This is a genomic window from Streptomyces sp. NPDC023541 (assembly GCF_055559995.1).
Window position 1 is genome coordinate 1 of sequence record NZ_JBVHJO010000004.1, and the last position, 23,077, is coordinate 23,077.

The following is a 23,077-nucleotide window of genomic DNA, read 5'->3' on the forward strand; positions in this document are numbered from 1 at the left end:
AAGGAACGGACGCTTCCTTCGTACTCACCCTCGCGGGCTTTCCTCCGGGCTTTCGTTCTGCTGTCTTGCGTTTCCGACTCTATCAGACTCTTTCGCGTCCGATTTCCTCGGCGCTTTCCAGGTTCCCGCTTTCGCGTTTCCCTTTCCGGCGGCTCCAACCTTACCAGACCATTTCCGCGTCCTGCTTCTCGAAGGTCGCAGTCGGTTCGGAATTGAATTCGGCGGCCGTTGGAAGGCCTTTCCCTTTCGGGCGGATCAGACTTTATCAGGTCTCCCCGGTCTGATTCCCACCCGCCCGCATGACTCGGCCCGGACACACGTGTGTGCCTGGGTGTCTTGCGGGGTGGAGACGTAAACGTACTGGAGCGGGGCCCCCGGATGCAAATCCGGTTGCCCCGCTCCGGTGACGGCGCTACGGCGAGGGCTGGATCAGACCTCGACGACGACCGGGAGGATCATCGGACGCCGGCGGTAGCTGTCCGAGACCCACTTGCCCATCGTGCGGCGGATGAGCTGCTGGATCTGGTGCGGCTCGGCCACGCCGTCGGCGGCCGCGCGGGCGATGGCTTCCTCGATCTTCGTGACGACCGGGCCGAAGGCCCCGTCGTCGATGCCGGAGCCGCGGGCCTGGATGTTCGGGCCGCTGACCACCTTGCCGGTGGTGCTGTCCACCACGACGTAGACCGAGATGATGCCCTCGTCGCCGAGGATCCGGCGGTCCTTCAGCGAGGACTCCGTGACGTCGCCGACCGAAAGGCCGTCCACGTACACGTAGCCGGCCTGCACCTTGCCGGAGATCCGGGCCTTGCCGTCGATCAGGTCGACGACCACGCCGTCCTCGGCGATGACGATCCGGTCCTTCGGGACGCCCGTCAGGGCGCCGAGCTCGGCGTTGGCGCGCAGGTGGCGCCATTCGCCGTGGACCGGCATCAGGTTCCGCGGCTTGCAGATGTTGTAGAAGTACAGCAGCTCGCCGGCCGAGGCGTGGCCCGAGACGTGCACCTTGGCGTTGCCCTTGTGCACGACGTTCGCGCCCCAGCGGGTCAGGCCGTTGATCACGCGGTAGACCGCGTTCTCGTTGCCCGGGATCAGGGACGACGCCAGGATCACGGTGTCGCCGGGGACGATCCGGATCTGGTGGTCGCGGTTGGCCATGCGGGACAGGGCCGCCATCGGCTCGCCCTGCGAGCCCGTGCAGACCAGGACGACCTCGTGGGGCGGCAGGTCGTCGAGCGTCTTGACGTCCACGACGAGTCCGGGCGGGACGCGCAGGTAGCCCAGGTCGCGTGCGATGCCCATGTTGCGGACCATCGAGCGGCCGACGAAGGCGACCCGGCGGCCGTACTCGTGGGCGGCGTCGAGGATCTGCTGGATGCGGTGCACGTGGCTGGCGAAGCTGGCCACGATGATCCGGTGGTGGGCGTTGGCGAAGACGTTCCGCAGGACGCCGGAGATCTCGCGCTCCGGCGGGACGAAGCCCGGGACCTCGGCGTTCGTCGAGTCCGACAGCAGGAGGTCGATGCCCTCCTCGCTCAGACGCGCGAAGGCGTGCAGGTCGGTGAGGCGCTTGTCCAGCGGGAGCTGGTCCATCTTGAAGTCACCGGTGGCGACGACCATGCCCGCGCCGGTGCGGATCGCGACGGCCAGCGCGTCGGGGATGGAGTGGTTGACCGCGATGAACTCGCAGTCGAAGGGGCCCAGGTTCTCGCGCTCGCCCTCCTTCACCTCAAGGGTGTAGGGGCGGATGCGGTGCTCCTGGAGCTTGGCCTCGATGAGGGCCAGCGTCAGCTTGGAACCGATCAGCGGGATGTCCGGCTTCTCCCGCAGGAGGTACGGAACGGCGCCGATGTGGTCCTCGTGACCGTGCGTGAGCACGATGCCCTCGACGTCGTCGAGGCGGTCCCGGATGGACGAGAAGTCCGGCAGGATCAGGTCGATGCCCGGCTGCTCCTCTTCGGGGAAGAGGACGCCGCAGTCGACGATCAGGAGGCGGCCGTCGTACTCGAAGACCGTCATGTTGCGGCCGATCTCACCGAGGCCACCCAGGGGGGTGACCCTGAGGCCGCCCTTGGGCAGCTTCGGCGGCGGACCGAGTTCCGGATGCGGATGGCTCAAAAGTGTCTCCTCACCACGCACGCCACGTACCCGGAAGGCACGTGGCGCGCATGTCATTCGTGCACTTGCTGTTGCTCTGTATTTGTTCGGTCATGCTTATTGAGTTGTGAAGTCTGTTGTCAGAGCTGTACCCCGCCCGCAGCAAGATCGATCTTGAGCTGGGCCGTCTCTTCGTCGGTCAGTTCGATCAGCGGGAGCCGGAGCGGGCCGGCGGGCAGGCCCTGCAGGCCCAGCGCGGCCTTGGTGGTCATCACACCCTGCGTGCGGAACATACCGGTGTAGACGGGCAGCAGCTTCTGGTGGATCTCGGCGGCCTTCTGGACGTCCCCGGCGAGGTGGGCCTCCAGCATGGCGCGCAGGTCGGGGCTGACCACGTGGCCCACGACGGAGACGAAACCGACGGCGCCGACCGACAGGAGCGGCAGGTTCAGCATGTCGTCGCCGGAGTACCAGGCAAGGCCGCTGCGCGCGATCGCCCAGCCGGCGCGGCCGAGGTCGCCCTTGGCGTCCTTGTTGGCCACGATACGGGGGTGCTCGGCCAGCCGGACCAGGGTTTCGGTCTCGATCGGGACACCGCTGCGGCCGGGGATGTCGTAGAGCATGACCGGCAGCTCGGTGGCGTCGGCGATCGCCGTGAAGTGCCGGTAGAGGCCCTCCTGCGGCGGCTTGCTGTAGTACGGGGTGACGGCGAGCAGGCCGTGGGCGCCGGTGCGCTCGGCCTCGCGGGCCAGTTCGAGGGTGTGCCGGGTGTCGTTGGTACCGATGCCGGCGACCACGTGGGCGCGGTCTCCGACGGCTTCGAGGACGGCTCGTACGAGGTCGTTTTTCTCCGCGTCGGTGGTGGTGGGCGACTCACCGGTGGTGCCGTTGACGATCAGGCCGTCGTTGCCTGCGTCCACCAGGTGGACGGCGAGCTGCTGCGCGCCATCGAGGTCGAGTGCGCCATCCGCCGTAAACGGCGTGATCATGGCGGTGAGGACCCGCCCGAAGGGGGTCTGCGGAGTCGAGATCGGAGCCATGGGTAACACGCTACTCGCTGCCATGCTCGCGGTGTCCCCTCGGGGGACGTCAACGGGGTGTTGGACGCCGGCACTGCCTGCTCGGGGGTTCAAGCAGTGCCGGGTCCGTTTGATCAGCCTAGATGAAGTTTCCGAAACGCCGCAATACGGACACTTCGGACTTGAGTCCGTACATCTGTACGCCGCGGGTGTAACGGGCCTTACGGGGCAACACGACCGTTGGCGTTGTAGGCCGCGTACGTCAGCGGCATGAGCTTGGCCCAGTGCTGCTCCATCTTCTCGCCGACCATCTCGATCTCCCGCTGCGGGAAGGAGGGGACGGCCGCGAGCTCGTGCTGGGTGCGCAGGCCCAGGAAGTGCATGAGCGAGCGGGCGTTGCAGGTGGCGTACATCGAGGAGAAAAGGCCCACCGGCAGGACCGAACGGGCCACCTCGCGGGCGACGCCTGCGGCGAGCATCTCCTGGTAGGCCTCGTAGGCCTGCACGTAGGAGTCCTCCATGACGCGGCCGGTCAGCTCCTGCTGCGCGCTGGTGCCCTCGACGAAGACGTACTTGCCGGGGCGGCCCTCCTGGACGAGCTTGCGCTCGGCGTCGGGGACGTAGAAGACCGGTTCGAGCTCCCTGTAGCGGCCCGACTCCTCGTTGTACGACCAGCCCACGCGGTGACGCATGAACTCCCGGAAGACGAAGATCGGGGCGCTGATGAAGAAGGTCATCGAGTTGTGCTCGAAGGGGCTGCCGTGCCGGTCCCGCATCAGGTAGTTGATCAGGCCCTTGGAACGCTCCGGGTCCTTCTGGAGCTCGTCCAGGGACTGCTCGCCGGCCGTGGAGACGCGGGCCGCCCACAGTACGTCGGAGTCGGCGGCGGAGTGCTTCACCAGCTCCACCGTCACGTCGCTGCGGAAGCTGGGTTTCAGATCTGAAGCGGCGGTCTCGCTCACCGGGGGTCCTTCCAAAATCGCGTCCTGGGGCGCGCCCACTCTACGGCGCGCCTCGCGGGTCCCCGCGCAAGCCGCCCTGCCGCCCGGGCCTCCGCACGGCTGCCGTGCAGCTGACGCACAGCCATGTTTTTTGGGTAATGTCCCGAAATCCGGCACCGATTGAAGGTCCCGTACGTCCTACAGGACAGAACGCACCGCATCGAGCCCGAGGAGATTCGCTCTCATGTTTCGCCGGCGCGAACCCGTTCCGTTCGCCTTCGTCGCCGAGGCCGACCGTTTCCGCAGCAACGTCACCCCACCGCCGCGCGAACGGCTGGGCAAAGCCCAGTTGGCCGCCCGTAGTCTGGTCGGGCTGACCGTGGTCGCGGGGCTGGCCGGCTCGCTGCTCTTCGGCATACCGGCGCTGCAGCCGAACAAGGCACCGGAGAAGTCGCAGCAGTCGACTGCGTCCGAGGGGCGGTAGCCTCACGGGCACAGCCCAACCGAACGTGCATGTGAGTGAGGTCCAGCCGTGCCCCTGCCCTTCCTGACGGCCGACGGCGTGTCCGATGCGGATGACGTCGGCGACGAGGTCCTGGCCCATGCCGACGACGACCACGACCGCTGGCGGCGGCCCTACCGGCCCGGCCCCTGGCGCGTGGCCATCTCCGCGGTGCTGCTCCTGCTGTCCGCCTTCATGCTCCTGGCCACGATGATCATCGCCTTCGCCGGCGGGGGCTGGGCCGGAGCGGGCGCCTGCCTGGTCGCCGCTCTCGCCGTCCTCGCGTCGGCGCTGCAGATGCTGCGCGTGGGCGTGTGGGTCAGCCGTACGGGTCTGCGCCGGATCGGGTTCTTCGTAACCCGCACAATCCCGTGGAACGAGGTCACCGAGATCCGCACGGTGCAGCAGCCGGTGCGCTGGCTCGGACTGCCGAGGACCGTGCAGGGGCAGGCGCTGACGGTGTCGGCCCGCGGCGTCGAGGAACCGCCGGTGCTGCTGACCGACCACAACGCCGATTTCCTGTCGCGGGCGGAGGCCTTCGACCGGGCCGCCGACACGGTCGAGGCATGGGCCGAGGAGTACCGGCCCGTGCCCGCCTGACACCGCCCCGGGTCCCGGGGTGTGACGGGACGCGCCACGGTGAGCCCGTACAGGTGTCAGACCTGTACGGGCTTCTTGTCGTGGAGGGCGATCGCCCGCTGCATGGCCTTGCGCGCCCGCGGGGTGTCCCGAGCGTCGTGGTAGGCGACGGCGAGCCGGAACCAGCTGCGCCAGTCCCCCGGCGCGTCCTCGGTCTCGGCCTTGCGGCGTGCGAAGACCTCGTCGGCCGAGTCCCGCAGGATCCGGCCGTACTGGTCGCGCTCCAGCTCGTCCACGGGCAGCCCGCCCTCGGCCTCCAGCTCGCCGGCGAGTTGGTTGGCCTTGGTGACGAACTGCGTGTTCTTCCACAGGAACCAGATGCCGATGAGCGGCAGGATCAGCACGGCCACCCCGAAGGTGACGGTGAGCGGGGTTCCCTGCTGGATCAGCAGCAGGCCCCGGCTGCCGACCAGGACGAAGTAGACGACCAGGACGGCGGCCGTGATGAAGTACGTGATCTTCGCGCGCATCGTGAATCAGTCCGGTCAGCCCAGGTCGAGGAAGTTTTCCAGGCCGAAGGTGAGGCCCGGGGTCTGCGTCACGCGGCGCGCGCCGAGCAGGATGCCCGGCATGAAGCTGCTGTGGTGCAGGGAATCGTGACGGATGGTCAGGGTTTCGCCCTCGCCGCCGAGGAGTACCTCCTGGTGCGCGAGCAGGCCGCGCAGGCGGATGGCGTGGACGGGGACGCCGTCGACGTCCGCGCCGCGCGCGCCGTCCAGCGCGGTGGCGGTGGCGTCGGGCTGCGCGCCGAGGCCGGCCTCGGCGCGGGCGGCCGCGATGAGCTGCGCGGTACGGGTCGCGGTGCCCGAGGGGGCGTCGACCTTGTTGGGGTGGTGCAGCTCGACGACCTCGACGGACTCGAAGTAGCGGGCGGCCTGGGCGGCGAACTTCATGGTGAGGACGGCGCCGATGGAGAAGTTCGGCGCGATGAGCACACCGGTCTGCGGAGAGGCGGCGAGCCAGGAGTCCAGCTGGGCGAGGCGGTCCTCGGTCCAGCCGGTGGTGCCGACCACGCCGTGGATGCCGTGGCGGACGAGGAACTCCAGGTTCTCCATCACCGAGGCGGGGGTGGTCAGCTCGACCGCGACCTGGGCGCCGGACTCGGCCAGCGTCTCCAGCTTGTCGCCGCGGCCGAGCGCCGCGACCAGCTCCATGTCCTCGGCGGCCTCGACCGCCTTGACCGCCTCGGAGCCGATGCGGCCCTGGGCGCCGAGGACTGCCACTCGCAGCTTGCTCATAGTCACTTCCTTACCTACGTACGGAATCAAGGGGTGTCTTGTCGATCAGGCGGATCAGGGAGACACCCCCTAGGCGACGACCTCGTCGAGGCGGGCGGCCTGCTTCTCCTTCAACGGGCCGATCACCGCCAGCGAGGGCCGCTGGGCCAGTACATCCTGTGCGACCGAGCGGACGTCGTCCGGGGTGACCGCGGCGATTTGGGCCAGCATGTCGTCGACCGACATCTGGTCGCCCCAGCACAGCTCGCTCTTGCCGATGCGGTTCATGAGCGCGCCGGTGTCCTCCAGTCCGAGGACGGTGGAGCCGGAGAGCTGGCCGACGGCCCGCTTGATCTCGTCGTCGCCGAGCCCGTCGGTGGCGACCTTTTCGAGCTCGTCGCGGCAGATCCGCAGCACGTCGTGGACCTGGTTGGGGCGGCAGCCCGCGTACACGCCGAAGAGGCCGGTGTCGGCGAAGCCCGAGGTGTACGAGTACACGCTGTAGGCGAGCCCGCGCTTCTCCCGGACCTCCTGGAAGAGGCGGGAGGACATGCCGCCGCCCAGAGCGGTGTTCAGCACGCCGAGCGCCCAGCGGCGCTCGTCGGTGCGGGCGAGGCCGGGCATGCCGAGGACCACGTGGGCCTGCTCGGTCTTGCGGCTCACCAGGTCGACGCGGCCGGAGGTGCGGATGCGGCGGGTGCCGGTGCGCGGGCCGATCGGCTCGGCGTCGGTGTGCGTGAGGGCCCCGGCCTTGTCGAAGGCGGCGCGGACCTGCCGTACGACCTTGTTGTGGTCGACGTTGCCGGCCGCGGCGACCACCAGGTGGCGGGGGTCGTAGTGCTTCTTGTAGAAGCGGCGGATCCGGTCGGCGCCGAGGGCGTTGATCGTGTCGACGGTGCCGAGGACGGGGCGGCCCAGCGGGGTGTCCCCGTACATGGTCTGCGCGAACAGGTCGTGGACCATGTCGCCCGGGTCGTCCTCGGTCATCGCGATCTCTTCGAGGATGACGCCGCGCTCGGCGTCGACGTCCTCCTCGCGGATCAGCGAGCCGGTGAGCATGTCGCAGATCACGTCGATGGCGAGCGGCAGGTCGGTGTCGAGCACCCGGGCGTAGTAGCAGGTGTACTCCTTCGCCGTGAAGGCGTTCATCTCGCCGCCGACCGCGTCGATCGCGGAGGAGATGTCCAGGGCGCTGCGCTTGTGCGTGCCCTTGAAGAGGAGGTGCTCCAGGTAGTGCGTGGCGCCGTTCAGCGTGGGCGTCTCGTCGCGGGAGCCGACGTGTGCCCAGATGCCGAAGGTGGCGGAGCGGACCGAGGGCAGCGTCTCGGTGACGACGCGCAGTCCGCCGGGCAGGACGGTGCGGCGGACGGTGCCGATGCCGTTCCGCCCCTTGAGCAGGGTTTGGGTACGGGCGACGGCCCGCCCCTCCGAAGAGGGGCGGGCCGTCACACGGGAACTACGCGACGTCACTTGTCGGAGTCGTCCTTGTCCGCATCGGCGTCGGCGGTCTCACCCTCGATCACGGGGACCAGGGAGAGCTTGCCGCGCTGGTCGATCTCGGCGATCTCGACCTGCACCTTGGTGCCGACCGCGAGCACGTCTTCGACGTTCTCCACGCGCTTGCCACCGGCGAGCTTGCGGATCTGCGAGATGTGCAGCAGACCGTCCTTGCCGGGCATGAGGGAGACGAAGGCACCGAAGGTGGTGGTCTTGACGACCGTACCCAGGTAGCGCTCGCCGACCTCCGGCATGGTCGGGTTGGCGATCGAGTTGATCGTCGCACGGGCGGCCTCGGCGGCCGGGCCGTCGGAGGCACCGATGTAGATGGTGCCGTCGTCCTCGATCGTGATCTCGGCGCCGGTGTCCTCCTGGATCTGGTTGATCATCTTGCCCTTGGGGCCGATGACCTCACCGATCTTGTCCACCGGGATCTTGACGGTGATGATCCGCGGGGCGAACGGGGACATCGCGTCCGGCGTGTCGATCGCTTCCATCATCACGTCGAGGATGTGGAGGCGGGCGTCGCGGGCCTGCTTGAGGGCGGCGGCCAGGACGGAGGCCGGGATGCCGTCGAGCTTGGTGTCCAGCTGGAGCGCGGTGACGAACTCCTTGGTGCCGGCGACCTTGAAGTCCATGTCGCCGAAGGCGTCCTCAGCACCGAGGATGTCGGTGAGGGCGACGTAGTGGGTCTTGCCGTCGATCTCCTGGGAGATCAGGCCCATGGCGATACCGGCGACGGGGGCCTTGAGGGGCACACCGGCGTTCAGCAGCGACATGGTGGAGGCGCAGACCGAGCCCATGGACGTCGAACCGTTGGAGCCGAGGGCCTCGGACACCTGGCGGATCGCGTAGGGGAACTCCTCGCGGGTCGGCAGGACCGGCACGATCGCGCGCTCGGCGAGCGCGCCGTGGCCGATCTCGCGGCGCTTCGGCGAACCGACGCGGCCGGTCTCGCCGACGGAGTACGGCGGGAAGTTGTAGTTGTGCATGTAGCGCTTGCGGGTCACCGGGGAGAGGGTGTCCAGCTGCTGCTCCATGCGGAGCATGTTGAGGGTGGTGACGCCCAGGATCTGGGTCTCGCCACGCTCGAACAGCGCCGAGCCGTGCACGCGCGGGATGGCCTCGACCTCGGCGGCGAGGGTACGGATGTCCGTGATACCGCGGCCGTCGATGCGGACCTTGTCCTTGATGACGCGCTCGCGCACCAGGGCCTTGGTCAGGCTGCGGTAGGCGGCGGAGATCTCCTTCTCGCGGCCTTCGAAGGCCGGGAGGAGCTTCTCGGCGGCGATCTCCTTGACGCGGTCCAGCTCGGCCTCGCGGTCCTGCTTGCCCGCGATGGTCAGCGCCTGGGAGAGCTCGCCCTTGACGGCGGCCGCGAGGGCCTCGTACACGTCGTCCTGGTAGTCCAGGAAGACCGGGAACTCGCCCTCGGGCTTGGCGGCCTTGGCGGCCAGGTCGGCCTGCGCCTTGCAGAGGACCTTGATGAACGGCTTCGCGGCGTCGAGGCCGGCGGCCACGACCTCCTCGGTCGGCGCCTCGGCGCCGCCCTTGACGAGGGCGATGGTCTTCTCGGTGGCCTCGGCCTCGACCATCATGATCGCGACGTCGCCGTCTTCGAGGGTGCGACCCGCGACGACCATGTCGAAGACGGCGTCCTCGAGCTCGGTGTGCGTCGGGAAGGCGACCCACTGGCCGCGGATCAGCGCGACGCGGACGCCGCCGATCGGGCCGGAGAAGGGAAGGCCGGCGAGCTGGGTGGACGCGGACGCGGCGTTGATCGCGATGACGTCGTACAGGTGGTCCGGGTTGAGCGCCATGATCGTGGCGACGACCTGGATCTCGTTGCGCAGGCCCTTCTTGAAGGACGGGCGCAGCGGGCGGTCGATCAGGCGGCAGGTGAGGATCGCGTCCTCGGAGGGACGGCCCTCACGGCGGAAGAAGGAGCCGGGGATCTTGCCGGCCGCGTACTGCCGCTCCTCGACGTCCACCGTCAGGGGGAAGAAGTCGAGCTGGTCCTTGGGCTTCTTCGACGCGGTGGTGGCGGACAGCACCATCGTGTCGTCGTCCAGGTAGGCAACGGCGGAGCCGGCGGCCTGGCGGGCCAGACGGCCCGTCTCGAAGCGGATGGTGCGGGTGCCGAAGGAACCGTTGTCAATGACGGCCTCGGCGTAGTGGGTCTCGTTCTCCACTAGCGTTTTCTCCATTTTCGTCGTCTCCGTCCGCCGCCCGTGTGGCGGAGGACGGTTGCGGAGAAGCGCTCCTGGCGTGCTGGCCGGTCTTCGATCGAAGCACCCGGTTCGTTGCCCGTGCGGGGCATTCCGGGTGCCACTACCGAGGACCGGCGGCGTGGGAGGGCGCTCCTCCTCTTCAGTTGTGCACGTCTCGTCGTCGGACGTACACGTGCGTCCGTTCCAGACTACAAAGGGACCGGTCCGTATCGCACGTACAGCAAAGGGAGCGGCCCCCGGATGTGGGAACCGCTCCCTTCACGGCGTCTTACTTGGCGCCGGCCGCACCGCGGCGGATGCCGAGGCGCTCGACCAGCGTACGGAAGCGCTGGATGTCCTTCTTGGCCAGGTACTGCAGCAGGCGGCGACGCTGGCCGACCAGGATCAGCAGACCACGACGGGAGTGGTGGTCGTGCTTGTGGGTCTTGAGGTGCTCGGTCAGGTCCGAGATGCGGCGGGAGAGCATCGCGACCTGGACCTCGGGGGAGCCGGTGTCGCCCTCCTTGGCACCGAACTCGGTGATGATCTGCTTCTTCGTAGCGGCGTCGAGCGGCACGCGTACTCCTCGTTTTGGTCTTCGTTGCCACCGAGTGCCCCAGGTCTGAGTCTCTGGGGAGCTTCCGTTACTCGGGAGGCGGGGTCCGCTGAGCGCAGTCCACAGACCCTTCGAAGGGATCCGGGGGACGCGTACACAAACGGCCGTCACACAGCGTACCAGGCTGCCGCTCCGCCCCGTCTCAGCTGGTGAGAGCGCGGGCCCGGGCGTAGACGTCGAGCACGGCCAGGGTCAGGGGCACCAGGCTGAGCAGGACCGCCGCCTCGGTGAGGTCGAGCAGCCTTCCCCAGAAGGGTGACAGGCCCTTGCGGGGGATGACAAGCGCAATTCCCGCGAGGAGTGCCGCGCCGGCGGCGACCGCGGCGGTGAGCCAGATCGTACGGAGGTCCAGGCCGCTGCGGTCCTGCTCCAGGACGAGGGCTTCGAGCAGGGCCTGCGGCGGGTGCAGGGAGAGGCCCAGGATCAGCAGCGCGACGGCGGCGAGGCCGGCGGCCAGGGCGCACACCACCTGGGAGGTGTAGCGGAAGAGGCGGGCGCGCAGCAGCATGGCGAGGCCGGTGGCCAGGGCCAGGAGGCGGCCCCAGGTGTTGTCGGAGAAGCCGAGGACGGCGGCGGCTCCGACGGCGACCGCGGCGCAGCCGCCGACCAGGCCGAGCAGCATCTCGTGGCCCCGGCGGGCCTGGGCGGCGATCGCCTCGGCGTCGAGCGGGGCGCCCTGCTCGTTCTGGTCGGCGCCGGGCTGGTCGCCGTACGGCTCGGTCTCGTAGCGGTCCGGGGTCTCGTAATCCTCGATGGCGCTCTGCGGGGCGGCGTAGCCGATGGGCAGCCGGGCGAAGCGGGCGGAGAGGCCGGGGAGGAAGGCGACGAGGCCGATCGCGACGGGCGCGCAGACGGCGGCGGTGGAGGTCGCGGAGGCTTCGGCGGCGATCGCGGCGAAGGTGGCGAGGGTGCCGGTGGCGGCGACGAAGGTGGCCGCGACGAAGGGGGCGTCGCCGCTGGGGGTGAGCGCGACCAGGGCGACGGAGGCGACCAGGACGCAGACGCAGCCCAGGAGGAACTGGAGCCGGCCGGGGCCGTCGCCGACGGCGGGGCCGATGATCCCGGATCCGGCGATCAGCAGGTGCGGGAGGGCGCCGAGGCCCAGGGCCACGGCGGAGAGGCGGTCCCGGTAGACGCGGGCGCGCACCCCGGCGACGGCGGTGAGCAGGACGCCGACGGCACCGGCGATGATCCCGGGCAGGCCGTGCATGTCGTGGCGGACGGGGTCGGCGTACCAGAGGACGAAGCCCAGCATGACGAGCAGCACCGCGGCGCCGGCCAGCCCGGCGCCGCGCAGCATGTCGTCGCTCCAGCGGTGCCGGTCGCGGACGACGGCGGAGGCGACGGCGTCGGACACGTCGTCGAAGACGGCCGGCGGCAGGGACTCGGCGAAGGGGCGCAGGCTCAGCACCTCGCCGTCGAGGACCTGCTGGGCGGCGAGGGTGCGGGCCCCGTCGAGGACGGTCCCGGAACGGCGTACGAGGTGGAAGCCGGTCGGGGCGCCGACGGGCTGGGTCTGGCCGGTGAGGCGCAGCAGCTCGGGGTAGACGTCGGCGACGGCGATGTCCTCGGGGAGGGCGACGTCGATGCGGCTGTCGGGGGCCACGACGGTGACCCTGCAGAAACCCGTCGTCCCGGCCGTACTCACCTGCGTGACCCCCTTGGTTGGTGTCCGCGCCCGTGCTCGATTCGCGGATGCGCATGCTGCGCGCGACACCCTACCGGGCGTATGAGCGACAGTCGGCAAGTAGGATCACCGTCGCGTGGGGGATACCCCCTTCGCGCCCGGGACTTGGGGGCGCCGGTTGCGACGTCCCGTCCGTTTTCGAGGGATTGATGCTCCGGTGAGCCAGATCGTCGTCAAACGCCCGCCGCGGTCCCTGCCGCCCGAGGTTCCCTCGGAGGAGCTGAGGCTGGAAGCTCCTCCCGAACTGCCGCGCGGGCAGCAGGAGGGCATGCTGATGCAGCTCCTGCCGATGCTCGGCATGGGCTCTTCCGTCGTCTTCTTCTTCATGCCGGGCGCGGCCCCTTTCATGCGCATCATGGGTGTGCTGATGCTGGCGTCGACGGTGGGCATGGTCGTGGCGCAGCTGGTGCGCTTCCGGCGCGGTACGCAGGGGCAAATGGCCGACGTGCGCCGGGACTACCTCAAATACCTCGCCCAGACGCGCCGTCAGGTGCGGCGGACGGCGCGGGCGCAGCGTGACGCACAGCTGTATCTACACCCGTCCCCCGAGCAGTTGTGGTCGGTGGTGGCGGACGGTTCGCGGCTGTGGGAGCGGCGGGTCGGCGACCCGGACTTCGGTCAGGCCCGGCTGGGGCTGGGCGCGCAGCGGCTGTCGACCCCGCTGGTGGCGCCGGAGACGGCGCCGGTGGACGAGCTGGAGCCGCTGACGGCGGGTGCGATGCAGCGCTTCCTGAAGGTGCACTCCTCGCTGGACGGGCTGCCGATGGCGGTCTCGATGCGGGCCTTCTACCACGTGGCGGTTTCCGGGGAGCCGGAGTCGGCCCGCGGCGCGGCGCGGGCGCTGGTCGCGCAGCTGGCGACGCTGCACTCCCCCGAGGACCTGATGGTCGCGGTGGTGGCCTCACCGGGTGCGGTGCCCTCGTGGGACTGGACGAAGTGGCTGCCGCACACGCAGCTGCCGGGGCAGGTCGACGGGGCCGGTACGAAGCGGCTGTTCGGCGACGACCTCGCCGAGCTGGAGGGGATGCTGGCGTCCCGGCTGGAGGGGCGTCCGCGGTTCAGCCGCGACGTGTCGCCGGTGCTGGACCAGCCGCACCTGGTGGTCGTGCTGGACGGCGGCATGGTGCCCCCGGACTCGGTGTTCGCGGCGGCCGAGGGCCTGCAGGGCGTCACCATCATCGAGGTGGTCGCGGGCGAGCTGGACGAGCCGCGCGGCGGTCTGTCGGTCGTGGTGCGGCCGGGCCGGCTGCGGCTGGAGTCGGGCGGCGGGGTCGCGTACGAGGGTGTGCCGGACACCCTGTCGCTGCCCGCGGCGGAGGCCCTCGCCCGGCAGCTGGCGCCGCTGCGCACGGGCGGCGGGGACGACGACGAGCCGCTGCTGGCGAACCTGGACTTCACGGACCTGCTGAACCTGGGCGACGCGGCTGCGGTCGACGTGGCGCGTACCTGGCGGCCGCGGTCCGCCGGTGAGCGGCTGCGCGTGCCGATCGGCGTCGGCGAGGACGGGGCGCCGGTCATGCTGGACCTCAAGGAGGCCGCGCAGGAGGGCATGGGCCCGCACGGCCTGTGCGTGGGTGCGACCGGTTCCGGCAAGTCGGAGCTGCTGCGCACACTGGTGCTGGGTCTGGCGGTCACGCACACCTCGGAGACGCTGAACTTCGTGCTCGCCGACTTCAAGGGCGGTGCGACCTTCACGGGCATGGGCCAGATGCCGCACGTCGCGGCCGTCATCACCAACCTCGCGGACGACCTCACGCTCGTGGACCGCATGGGCGACTCCATCCGCGGCGAGCTGCAGCGCCGCCAGGAGCTGCTGCGTTCGGCGGGCAACTACGCGAACATCCACGACTACGAGAAGGCCCGTGCGGCCGGCGCCCCGCTGGAGCCGCTGGCGTCGCTGGTGCTGGTGATCGACGAGTTCAGCGAGCTGCTGACGGCGAAGCCCGACTTCATCGACATGTTCATCCAGATCGGCCGCATCGGCCGTTCGCTGGGCGTGCACCTGCTGCTGGCCTCGCAGCGGCTGGAGGAGGGCAAGCTGCGCGGGCTGGACACGTACCTGTCCTACCGGATCGGTCTGCGGACCTTCTCGGCGGCGGAGTCGCGGACGGCGATCGGTGTGCCGGACGCCTACCACCTGCCGTCGGTGCCCGGTTCGGGCTACCTGAAGTTCGGTACGGACGAGATGGTGCGCTTCAAGGCGGCGTACGTGTCGGGCACCTACCGTTCGGGCGGGCCGGACCTCTCGGTGGGGCAGTTCCCGGTGGAGCGGCGTCCCGCGCTGTTCACGGCGGCGCCGGTGCCGGTGGTGTACGCGGCCCCGGACCCGGCGTACCTGGCCGCGCGCTCGTCGCGGGAGGACGACGCGCTCGCGGACACCGTGCTGGACGTGATCGTGAGCCGGCTGGAGGGCCAGGGCGTGCCGGCGCACCAGGTGTGGCTGCCGCCGCTCGACCAGGCCCCGCCGCTGGACCAGCTGCTTCCGGCGCTGGCGCCGAGCGCCGAGCGCGGGCTGCACGCGGACGGCTACACGCGTCCGGGCGGGCTGGTCGTGCCGCTCGGTCTCATCGACAAGCCGTTCGAGCAGCGGCGCGAGGTGCTGTACCGCGACTTCTCGGGCGCGGCGGGCCACATGATGGTGGTGGGCGGTCCGCAGTCGGGCAAGTCGACGCTGATGCGGACGCTGATCTCCTCCTTCGCGCTCACGCACACCCCGCGCGAAGTGCAGTTCTACGGGCTGGACTTCGGCGGTGGCAGCCTGTCGGCGGTCTCGGACCTGCCGCACGTGGGCGGTATCGCCTCGCGTCTGGACCCGGAGCGGGTGCGGCGCACGGTCGCGGAGGTCGGCGGGATCCTCAACCGCCGCGAGGAGTTCTTCCGCGCGAACAACATCGACTCGATCGGTACCTACCGGCGCCGGCGGGCGGCGGGCGACCTGCCGCACGAGCCGTGGGGCGACGTGTTCCTCGTCGTCGACGGCTGGGGCAACTTCCGCGGTGAGTACGAGGTCCTGGAGCAGGTCGTCACGGACATCGCCGCGCGGGGTCTGGGCTACGGCATCCACGTGGTGATCACCGCGGGCCGGTACATGGAGGTCCGGGCGGCGCTGAAGGACCAGATGCTCAGCCGGCTGGAGCTGCGGCTGGGCGACACCATGGACTCGGAATTCGACCGGAAGGTCGCGGCGAACGTCCCCACGGGGATGCCGGGCCGCGGCCAGGTCGCGGAGAAGCTGCACTTCCTGGGCGCGCTGCCGCGGATCGACGGCTCGCACGAGGCCGATGACCTGTCGGAGGCCACGGCGTCCTTCGTGGAGGCGGTCCGGCAGAACTGGTCGGGGCCCGCGGCTCCGGGCGTGCGGCTGCTGCCGCGGCTGCTCCACTCCGACCAGCTGCCCAAGGGCGGGGAGTTCCCCCAGCGCGGGATCGCGATCGGCATCGACGAGACCGATCTGGAGCCGGTGTTCGTCGACTTCGAGAGCGACCCCTTCCTGCTGGTCTTCGGCGAGAGCGAGTCGGGCAAGACGAACCTGCTGCGGCTGATCGCCAAGCAGATCGCGGAGCGGTACACGCCGGACCAGGCGCGTCTGGTCGTCGGCGACTACCGGCGGACCCTGCTCGGGGCGCTGCCGGAGGAGCACCTGCTGGAGTACGCGCCGATGGCGAGCTCCCTGCAGATGCACATGGAGGCGCTGGGCGGGGTGTTCTCGCGCAGGCAGCCTCCCGCGGACGTCACTCCGCAGCAGCTGCGCGACCGCAGCTGGTGGACGGGCCCGGACGTGTTCATCATCATCGACGACTTCGACCTGGTGGCGACGAGCCAGGGCAATCCGCTGGCGCCGCTGGTGGAGTACCTGCCCTTCGCCCGCGACACGGGCGTCCGCTTCATCATCGCGCGCAGCTCGGCGGGTGCCTCCCGCTCGATGTACGAGTCGTTCATGCAGCGGATCAAGGAGCTGGGCGCGCAGGGTGTCGTGCTGTCCGGGGATCCGGCGGAGGGCGATCTGGTGGGCACCGTCCGGCCGCGTCCGATGCCGCCGGGCCGGGGCTACTTCGTCACGCGGCGGCGGGGCACGTCGCTGGTCCAGCTCGGCCGGATGCCGGGCGGCGCGTGAGCCGGTGCCGGGGATCACGGACCTGGCCTCGGGCATCGGCCGGAAAACCGTCCCACCTGGCGGCGCAGCCCCGATAATCGGCGGGGAAGACCGCACCACCGAGGGAAAGGCCGCTCATGGGCACCCAGCAGGAGAAGGACGAGCTGTACGCGCTCGACATCAGCGGTGTGGAGTGGGAAGGGCCGCCGGGGACCAGCCCGGACGAGGAGCGGGTGGAGATCGCGCGGCTCCCCGACGGGGCGGTGGCGATGCGGTCCTCGCTGGACCGGGAGACGGTGCTGCGCTACACGGCCGCCGAGTGGGAGGCCTTCGTACTCGGTGCCAGGGACGGTGAGTTCGACTTGGACCGCCACCAGCCCTGAGGGGCGGCAGGAGACGCGGAAGGGGCGCGCCCGGTACGGGTGCGCCCCTTCCGCGTTTCGGGACCCGGGGGACCCGGGTCCCCGCCGGGCTCAGTAGGCCTCGGTGAAGAGGGTCGAGGCCCGCTTGTCGGTGGCGCGGTAGTCGTCCTTGCCGCGCTCGATGAGCTTGGCGACCTTCTCCAGCTCCGCGTGCATGGTGTCGGCCTTGGCCTTGTACTTCTTCTGGAGGTTGACGTACTCCTGGTGCGCCTCACCGTCCCAGGTGTCCGTGACGACCTTCACGGCCTGCTCCATCTGGTCCAGGTCCTTGAGGATGTTCCCGGAGACGACCCGGATGCGGTCCGCCATCTGCTGAACGGTCTCGTACCGGACCCGGGTCCCGTCGTTCGCCGTCATGTTCTTCTCCTTCTCGCTGCGGCCGAAGTGGAAAGGGGCGTCGATCAGACGCCGTCGAGTGCGGAACGGGGGCCGGGAGCCGGCGCCGACGTCGCCTGGACGGCCTGGTTGAACGCGGCGAGCACCTCGTCGTCCTGGGCGTTGGTGAGGTTCTTCGTCTGCGCCACGGCGTTGTGCAGGACGCCGAGCAGCCGGCGGATCTCGTCGTGGCTGTCGTTGAGCGTCGTCTGCGCCTTGACGAAGCCCGAGGCGCCGACACCGGTCCAGCCGGCGCTCACGGTGGCGATGATGTCGGCAAGCTCGCGGGCCTGCCGGGAGACGGCGGCTCCCGTCTCCTGGATCCTGTTCTTCGCCTTGACGACCGGATCGTCCGCAAGTCCGAAGGTGTTCGTGCTCATCGAAGCTCCTCACTTCTCAATTCGCCGGCAGAACCGACGGATTGCGCAGCGGGGCGGGCGTACCTGGCGCGGATGTTGTGCCACGCGCTCCGGGCCGTCCCCCTCCGCTTCACGCGATCCCCCGATCACACTCGTGAAGCCTGGTGTCACTCTAGTCAGTTCGTGAAGCAGTCCCAACACCGGTGGGCCGCTTCCTTGGACGAACTGTGACTGTTCACTGCAAACGACGTCGGCGGCTCCGGGCATCACGGACGACCGTGGCCGTTCCCGCGATGACGGCGATCAGGACGGCGCCGATGCCCAGAGCGTACGTGCCGTAGCGCTCCTGCCGTTCCTGGGCCGTCTCGGTGAGCGCGAGGGGCGCGGCCTGCGGTGCCGTCGCCGGGGGCGGACCCGGGTCCGGCACGGGGGCCCTGGGGGCCTCCTGGTCCTGGCTGATGGCGCGGACCGGGTCGACGACGCCCCAACCGACGTAGTCGTCACGGCCGTTGACGGCGCGCTCGGCCGTGTTCTGGATCTGCCAGACGATCTGCTGCGCGGACCAGTCCCTGTGCTCGGCGCGCAGCAGGGCCGCGAGCCCGGCGACGTAGGGCGCGGAGAAGCTGGTGCCGTTGTCGATGCACTGGCCGAAGCCCGGGACGGTGGAGACCATGTCCACGCCGGGTGCCGCCACTGCGATGAAGTCGCCCGGCTGGGAGAAGACGGCGCGCTCGTTGTTGCGGTCGGAGGCGCCGACGGCCAGGACGCCGGGGAAGGCGGCCGGATAGGTCTTGCGCTTCTGGCCGCTCATGCCGTCGTTGCCCGCCGAGGCCACGACCACGATGTTGGCGGCGACGGCCTTCTGGACGGACTTGCCGAGCTCGGAGTCCGCGGACAGCTGGACGTCGGTGTCCTGCGAGATGTTGATGACCTGGGCGCCCTTGGCCACCGCGTGGTCGATCGCCTGGCTCAGGGTGAGGGCGTTGCCCTTGCCCTGCCCGTCGTTCTGCCGGATGGGGATGACGGTGGCGTCAGGGGCCAGGCCGACGAAGCCGGTGCCCTCCTGGGGCCGGGCCGCGATCAGCCCGGCGACCTTGGTGCCGTGCCCGACGGTGTCGGTCGTGCCGTCGCCGCCCTTGGGGTCGACGAAGTCCTTGCCCGCGCCGACGTCGAGGGCGCCGCTGAGCTGGGGGTTCGTCCGGTCCACACCGGTGTCGATGACGGCGACCCGGACGCTCGCGCCGTTCTTGTCCTTGCCCTTGGTCTGGGCCCACAGCTCGTCGAGCAGGAGGCGCTGGAGGGCCCAGGGACGGTCCGCGATCTGCTTCTTCATGGGGAAGGTGCACTCCCCCGCCCCGTCGAGGCGCAGGGCGTACGGGGCGTGCGGCGCGGCGGCGGCAGCGGAGCCCGTACCGGCCGCGCCGACGGCGGTCAGCGTGAGGGCGAAGGCGGCGGCCAGGAGCGTGCGCCGGGGTTCGCGGTAGGGGGACATCGGCGGCCTCCTCACGAACCCTGGGGCTGACGGGCGGAGTTGGTGTCCAGCCGGGGGCCCTTGGAGAGGAACTCCGACCACGCGATGGGCACCATGGCCGGGGCGACGCCGCCGTAGCCGAGCCTGACCTGCGCCTGGCTGGCCTCGGGCCGGCCGTCCCCACCCGTCTTGGACTGGTCGGGGGCGCCGATCTTGGACTGCTCGCTGTCGCTGTCGCCGTTGGCCTGGACCGCGTACCGCAGGCCGGTGTCGGTGACCAGGAACAGGGAACCGCCGGCCGTGGTCTGCTTGCCCTGCACCTGGGTGTAGAGCAGGCCGGAGCCCGGGGTGACGTACGCGCTCGTGCCGCTGGCGGTGATGTCGACCGGGTAGCCGGTGCCGGCCCACGTGCTCAGCGTCTGGTTGCCCTGGCCGTCGACCGAGCGCAGGACGTTGCAGACGGTGTCGCGGTTGTGGGAGCCGCTCGCCCCGGTGCCGGCGGGCGGAGTCGTCTGGTTGATCCGCTCGGTCTTCTTCTGCGGCCACTTGACCTCGCCGGCGAACGGGGTGGCGTCCGGGTCGAGCGACTGGAGGTCGACCTCGCGGGCCTTGCCGTGCATGTTGAGGCCGTCGGTCGCGGGCGCCGAGATCAGCAGCCAGGCGACGAAGTCGGAGACCGGCGCCACCTTGCCGGGGAGGACCACGTAGTGCTGCGTGCCGGAGCCGGTCTGGGCCTTGAGCACCATGCCGACCTTGTTGTCGGCGGTGGACAGGCCCTTGACGTCGGCGTTGGCGCCGGCCTTGCCGGGGATCGCCGGGAAGGACAGGTCGTCGCCGGAGTTGAGGGTTCCGAGCCATTGCGGGCCGACCTGCTGCGCAGTGGCCCCGGTGCCGACCAGGGCGTTGGTCATCGTTCCGGCGGCCGGGGTGCCCTCGGGGAACTTGTACTTGGTGCCGGTCGCGTCGACCAGATAGCGCTCCTTGCCCGGCCCGGTGCTCTCCACGTAGAGCGCCTGGGTGTCGGTGAGCCTGCGGGCGTCGTCCGTCACGGACGCCTCGCGGTCCGCGAGGACGAAGGTGGCGGTCTGCACGCCGCGGCCGTTGCCGCCCGGCTGCTGGCAGACCGCCCAGCGCTTGGCCTTGGCCGCCTCGGCCTTGGAGGGGAGCCGGTCGGGGGCGTACGGGATGCCGATGATGGGGCCGCGCGGCGGCTTGCCCGCGTCGAGGACCTTGTCCTCGACCTGTACGACCCTGAACTTCTGCGGATCCAGGAGGAGTCGGGCGGAGGCGAGGTTCAGCACCGGGTGCAGGCGCGTCTGGTCCTTGCCGCCCACCTTCGTCGTCAGGACCACGTAGCGGGTCGTCGACTCCTTGCCGACGATGACCTTCGTACCGGGCTCGTCCCAGCCCTTGGGGGCGGTGGGCTTGAACATGCCCCAGGCACCGAACCCGGCGAGCACGAGGGCTCCCACGACCACCCCCGGGAGGACCGCGCGCAGCGGGCGGGGCGCGCCCTCCTCGGTACCCGTGGCGGAGGGCTGGAGGAACGCGGCCACCGTCCGCCGCTTCGCAAAGGTGTACGCGTTGAGCTCATCACGTCGTGATGCCATGACCGTCTGCTTCTCCCCGCACGGCCCGGCCGGTGAGTACGGTCCCCGGGCCTCGATTGTCGGACCGGGCACCTACTATGCCTCTTGACGGACGGTATGCAGGGGCCGGGTAGGGTGAGGCAGCCGCTCAGGGCCTTCCACACCGGGGTAATCAGGGCTTGTTGGGGTGGATTGGGGAGATTCCGGGGTCCCGCGACGGGTGTCGCGCAGCGCCGGAACTCAGGAGGTCTGACCCTGGAGAGGGGAAGTGCGCGAGTGATGGCCACGGCGACGGAGCCGCAGACCGGCGCGCCCGCACCCGCACGCGGCGGGGTGACGCCGCACCCGAAGTCGAGCCCGGGCCGCTTCGGTCCGTTCCGACTGCAACAACTCGTACTGCTCCAGGTCGCGGCGGCCGGACTGCTCGTGGCGTGGGTGGTCGAGCCGCTGCTCCTGGTCCCCGTCGGCGTGCTCGCGCTCGTCCTGGTGGTCCTCGCGGTCGTACGCCGCCACCAGCGCTCCCTGCCGGAGTGGATCGGCAGCGCGCTGTCGTTGCGCGCACGGCGCCGCCGGGCCGCCTCCGGCGCCGTGCCCGCGGGCACCGAACCGGGGCTCGCGCCGCTGGTCGAGGCCGATCCGGCCCTGCGCACCCTGACCTTCAGCGACCGCGACCGGCGCCCCGTCGGAATGGTCGGCGACGGGACCTTCCTGACCGCGGTGGTCCAAGTGGACACGGACGCCACCGCGCTGCGGCCCGACCGGGCGGCGCGGCCGCTGCCGCTCGGCGTCGTACGGGACATCCTCGAAGTGGACGGCATCCGGCTGGAGTCCGCGCAGCTGGTGCAGCACACGCAGCCGGCGCCGGCGCCGCACCTGCCGGAACGGTCGATGGCCGCGCGCAACTACGCCCCGCTGCAGGCCCGTACGGGCACGCCCGCGGTGCGGCTGACCTGGATCGCGCTCAAGCTGGACCCGGAGCTGTGCCCCGAGGCGGTCACTGCCCGCGGCGGAGGGCTGGCGGGCGCGCAGCGGTGCGTGGTGCGCGCCGCGGACCAGCTGGCGAGCCGGCTGACCGGCGCCGGGTTCAAGGCCACCGTGCTCACCGAGCAGGAGCTGACGGCGGCGCTGGCCACGTCCTCGTGCGCGAACCCGATGGCGATCACCCAGGCCGGCCGGTCGGCCAGCACCGGGCGGCGCACCGAGGAGACCTCGCGGACCTGGCGCTGCGACGACCGCCGGCACACGACGTACTGGATAGGCCGCTGGCCGCAGCTGGGCGGCGCCGGGGCGGCGGCGCTGCCGCAGTTCGTGGCCCTGCTGACCTCCCTGCCCGCCCTCGCCACCAACTTCAGCCTGACGATGGCCCCAGCGGAGCGGCAGGGCGTGACCCTGACCGGACACGTACGGGTGACGGGCCGCAGCGACGAGGAACTGGTCGCGGCACGGCGGGTGTTGGAGAGGACGGCGCGGGGCGTCAAGACCGGGCTGGTCCGGCTCGACCGCGAACAGGTTCCGGGGCTGCTGGCTTCGCTGCCGCTGGGAGGTGCGCGATGAGGGGCGGATTCGGGCTGGTCGGCCCGCGGCGGGACCGGCACGTGGTGCCCGCGGCGGACCTGGACGCGCTGGCGGTGCCCGTCGGGGACGACGGGGTCGTCATCGGCGTGGACGCCGAGGGCCGCTCGGCGGTGCTCGGCATCAACCGGCCGACGCCGTACGAGGTGACGCTGATCGGCGGCCTGTGGACGGCGCAGGTGCTTGCGCTGCGCGCGGCGGCCACGGGTGCGCGGGTCGCGGTGGAGACCGGGCGCGGGCAGGTGTGGTCCGGGCTGGCCCAGGCCGCGGGCGGCGGGCAGCAGTGCGTGACCCTGCACGAGGTGGGTCGGATACCGCCGCAGGGCGCGTCCGCGGGCAGCCCGGTACTGGTGATCCGCGACTGCGGCATGCGGCCGCCGCGCGGTCGCGTGGTGGCCGGGCCGTGGCAGTCGGTGCTGACCCTGCTGCCGTATCTGAGCCCCACGGCGCCGCGGTTGCTCCAGCAGTCGTCGCTGGTGGGCGTTCAGCGCGTGTCCCCGGACGAGGCGGAGCAGATCGGCCGCCTGATGCGGCTGCCGCGTCAGGCCGTGGGCTCGCTGCCGACCCTGGGCGACGGGGTGACCTTGTGGTGCACCCCGCGGGACCGGCAGTTCGTGATGACCCAGGGGACCGAGGCGGAGACCGGCCTGCTGGGCGCGGCGCGCCGCATCGACTGACGCGCCGCGCGCCCTCCCCGTGGAACGGGACGCGGCGGACAGGGGCGACGCGCCCCGATTAGGCTGGACGTCGGCGCGGCGTGGGTGGGCGCCGGAG

19 protein-coding genes are annotated in these 23,077 nt (G+C 70.9%); 6 read left to right on the forward strand and 13 right to left on the reverse strand.

Annotation, left to right across the window (positions count from 1 at the left end; translation table 11 throughout):
- Window positions 1-429: 429 nt before the first annotated feature.
- From ACZ3X1_RS10570 to thyX, 3 genes are all read right to left on the reverse strand, one after another.
- Entirely contained in the window at window positions 430-2,115 is a 1,686-nt protein-coding gene (locus ACZ3X1_RS10570) for a ribonuclease J (protein WP_356814326.1), read from the reverse strand.
- Window positions 2,116-2,234: 119 nt separating this feature from the next.
- Entirely contained in the window at window positions 2,235-3,134 is a 900-nt protein-coding gene (gene dapA, locus ACZ3X1_RS10575; protein WP_356814327.1) for a 4-hydroxy-tetrahydrodipicolinate synthase, read from the reverse strand.
- A 200-nt stretch (window positions 3,135-3,334) separates the two neighbouring features.
- Window positions 3,335-4,075, reverse strand: coding sequence for an FAD-dependent thymidylate synthase (thyX, locus tag ACZ3X1_RS10580; RefSeq protein ID WP_356814328.1), 741 nt, complete (start codon window positions 4,073-4,075; stop codon window positions 3,335-3,337).
- Between the two features lie 223 nt (window positions 4,076-4,298).
- Between thyX and ACZ3X1_RS10585 the strand changes: the two genes are divergently transcribed.
- A complete protein-coding gene (locus tag ACZ3X1_RS10585; RefSeq protein WP_030651221.1) occupies window positions 4,299-4,538 on the forward strand; it encodes a hypothetical protein in 240 nt (79 codons plus the stop codon).
- A gap of 48 nt (window positions 4,539-4,586) precedes the next feature.
- On the forward strand, window positions 4,587-5,156 hold the full coding sequence (locus ACZ3X1_RS10590; protein WP_356814330.1) for a hypothetical protein: 570 nt from the start codon (window positions 4,587-4,589) through the stop codon (window positions 5,154-5,156).
- A gap of 56 nt (window positions 5,157-5,212) precedes the next feature.
- Here the strand turns inward: ACZ3X1_RS10590 and ACZ3X1_RS10595 are convergent, their stop codons facing one another.
- The 6 genes from ACZ3X1_RS10595 to eccD all read right to left on the reverse strand — a co-directional run bounded on the left by ACZ3X1_RS10595 (window position 5,213) and on the right by eccD (window position 12,383).
- Window positions 5,213-5,665 carry a hypothetical protein gene (locus tag ACZ3X1_RS10595; RefSeq protein ID WP_467278616.1) on the reverse strand — a complete coding sequence of 151 codons (453 nt, stop codon included), beginning with the start codon at window positions 5,663-5,665 and terminating at the stop codon, window positions 5,213-5,215.
- A 15-nt stretch (window positions 5,666-5,680) separates the two neighbouring features.
- The gene (gene dapB / locus ACZ3X1_RS10600) at window positions 5,681-6,433 is read right to left on the reverse strand and encodes a 4-hydroxy-tetrahydrodipicolinate reductase (protein WP_356814334.1); all 753 of its coding nucleotides are present in this window, start codon (window positions 6,431-6,433) and stop codon (window positions 5,681-5,683) included.
- A 69-nt stretch (window positions 6,434-6,502) separates the two neighbouring features.
- On the reverse strand, window positions 6,503-7,882 hold the full coding sequence (locus ACZ3X1_RS10605; protein WP_356814336.1) for a M16 family metallopeptidase: 1,380 nt from the start codon (window positions 7,880-7,882) through the stop codon (window positions 6,503-6,505).
- Window positions 7,879-10,101, reverse strand: coding sequence for a polyribonucleotide nucleotidyltransferase (locus ACZ3X1_RS10610; protein ID WP_356814368.1), 2,223 nt, complete (start codon window positions 10,099-10,101; stop codon window positions 7,879-7,881). Before ACZ3X1_RS10610 ends, ACZ3X1_RS10605 begins: the two co-directional genes overlap by 4 nt.
- Window positions 10,102-10,408: 307 nt before the next feature.
- Window positions 10,409-10,696, reverse strand: coding sequence for a 30S ribosomal protein S15 (gene rpsO, locus ACZ3X1_RS10615; RefSeq protein ID WP_030011220.1), 288 nt, complete (start codon window positions 10,694-10,696; stop codon window positions 10,409-10,411).
- A 181-nt stretch (window positions 10,697-10,877) separates the two neighbouring features.
- Window positions 10,878-12,383, reverse strand: a complete 1,506-nt coding sequence (eccD, locus tag ACZ3X1_RS10620) for a type VII secretion integral membrane protein EccD (RefSeq protein ID WP_356814338.1) — start codon at window positions 12,381-12,383, stop codon at window positions 10,878-10,880.
- Between the two features lie 196 nt (window positions 12,384-12,579).
- On the opposite strand from eccD, the gene eccCa reads away from it, so the two are divergent.
- Both eccCa and ACZ3X1_RS10630 read left to right on the forward strand, forming a co-directional pair.
- Window positions 12,580-16,536: a type VII secretion protein EccCa gene (eccCa, locus tag ACZ3X1_RS10625; protein ID WP_390076219.1), complete on the forward strand. Its 3,957-nt coding sequence runs from the start codon at window positions 12,580-12,582 to the stop codon at window positions 16,534-16,536.
- A gap of 116 nt (window positions 16,537-16,652) precedes the next feature.
- Window positions 16,653-16,898, forward strand: a complete 246-nt coding sequence (locus ACZ3X1_RS10630) for a DUF397 domain-containing protein (protein WP_030767305.1) — start codon at window positions 16,653-16,655, stop codon at window positions 16,896-16,898.
- A 90-nt stretch (window positions 16,899-16,988) separates the two neighbouring features.
- Here ACZ3X1_RS10630 and ACZ3X1_RS10635 read toward each other — a convergent pair whose 3' ends face one another.
- The 4 genes from ACZ3X1_RS10635 to eccB all read right to left on the reverse strand — a co-directional run bounded on the left by ACZ3X1_RS10635 (window position 16,989) and on the right by eccB (window position 20,752).
- Window positions 16,989-17,294, reverse strand: coding sequence for a WXG100 family type VII secretion target (locus ACZ3X1_RS10635; protein WP_356814342.1), 306 nt, complete (start codon window positions 17,292-17,294; stop codon window positions 16,989-16,991).
- Between the two features lie 44 nt (window positions 17,295-17,338).
- Window positions 17,339-17,692 carry a WXG100 family type VII secretion target gene (locus tag ACZ3X1_RS10640; RefSeq protein WP_356814344.1) on the reverse strand — a complete coding sequence of 118 codons (354 nt, stop codon included), beginning with the start codon at window positions 17,690-17,692 and terminating at the stop codon, window positions 17,339-17,341.
- A 214-nt stretch (window positions 17,693-17,906) separates the two neighbouring features.
- A complete protein-coding gene (gene mycP / locus ACZ3X1_RS10645; protein WP_467278629.1) occupies window positions 17,907-19,163 on the reverse strand; it encodes a type VII secretion-associated serine protease mycosin in 1,257 nt (418 codons plus the stop codon).
- Window positions 19,164-19,174: 11 nt separating this feature from the next.
- On the reverse strand, window positions 19,175-20,752 hold the full coding sequence (gene eccB, locus ACZ3X1_RS10650; RefSeq protein WP_467278632.1) for a type VII secretion protein EccB: 1,578 nt from the start codon (window positions 20,750-20,752) through the stop codon (window positions 19,175-19,177).
- Between the two features lie 258 nt (window positions 20,753-21,010).
- On the opposite strand from eccB, the gene eccE reads away from it, so the two are divergent.
- Entirely contained in the window at window positions 21,011-22,285 is a 1,275-nt protein-coding gene (gene eccE / locus ACZ3X1_RS10655; protein ID WP_467278636.1) for a type VII secretion protein EccE, read from the forward strand.
- On the forward strand, window positions 22,282-22,980 hold the full coding sequence (locus ACZ3X1_RS10660; RefSeq protein WP_467278638.1) for a hypothetical protein: 699 nt from the start codon (window positions 22,282-22,284) through the stop codon (window positions 22,978-22,980). The genes eccE and ACZ3X1_RS10660 overlap by 4 nt, the downstream gene beginning before the upstream one ends.
- Window positions 22,981-23,077: the final 97 nt, after the last annotated feature.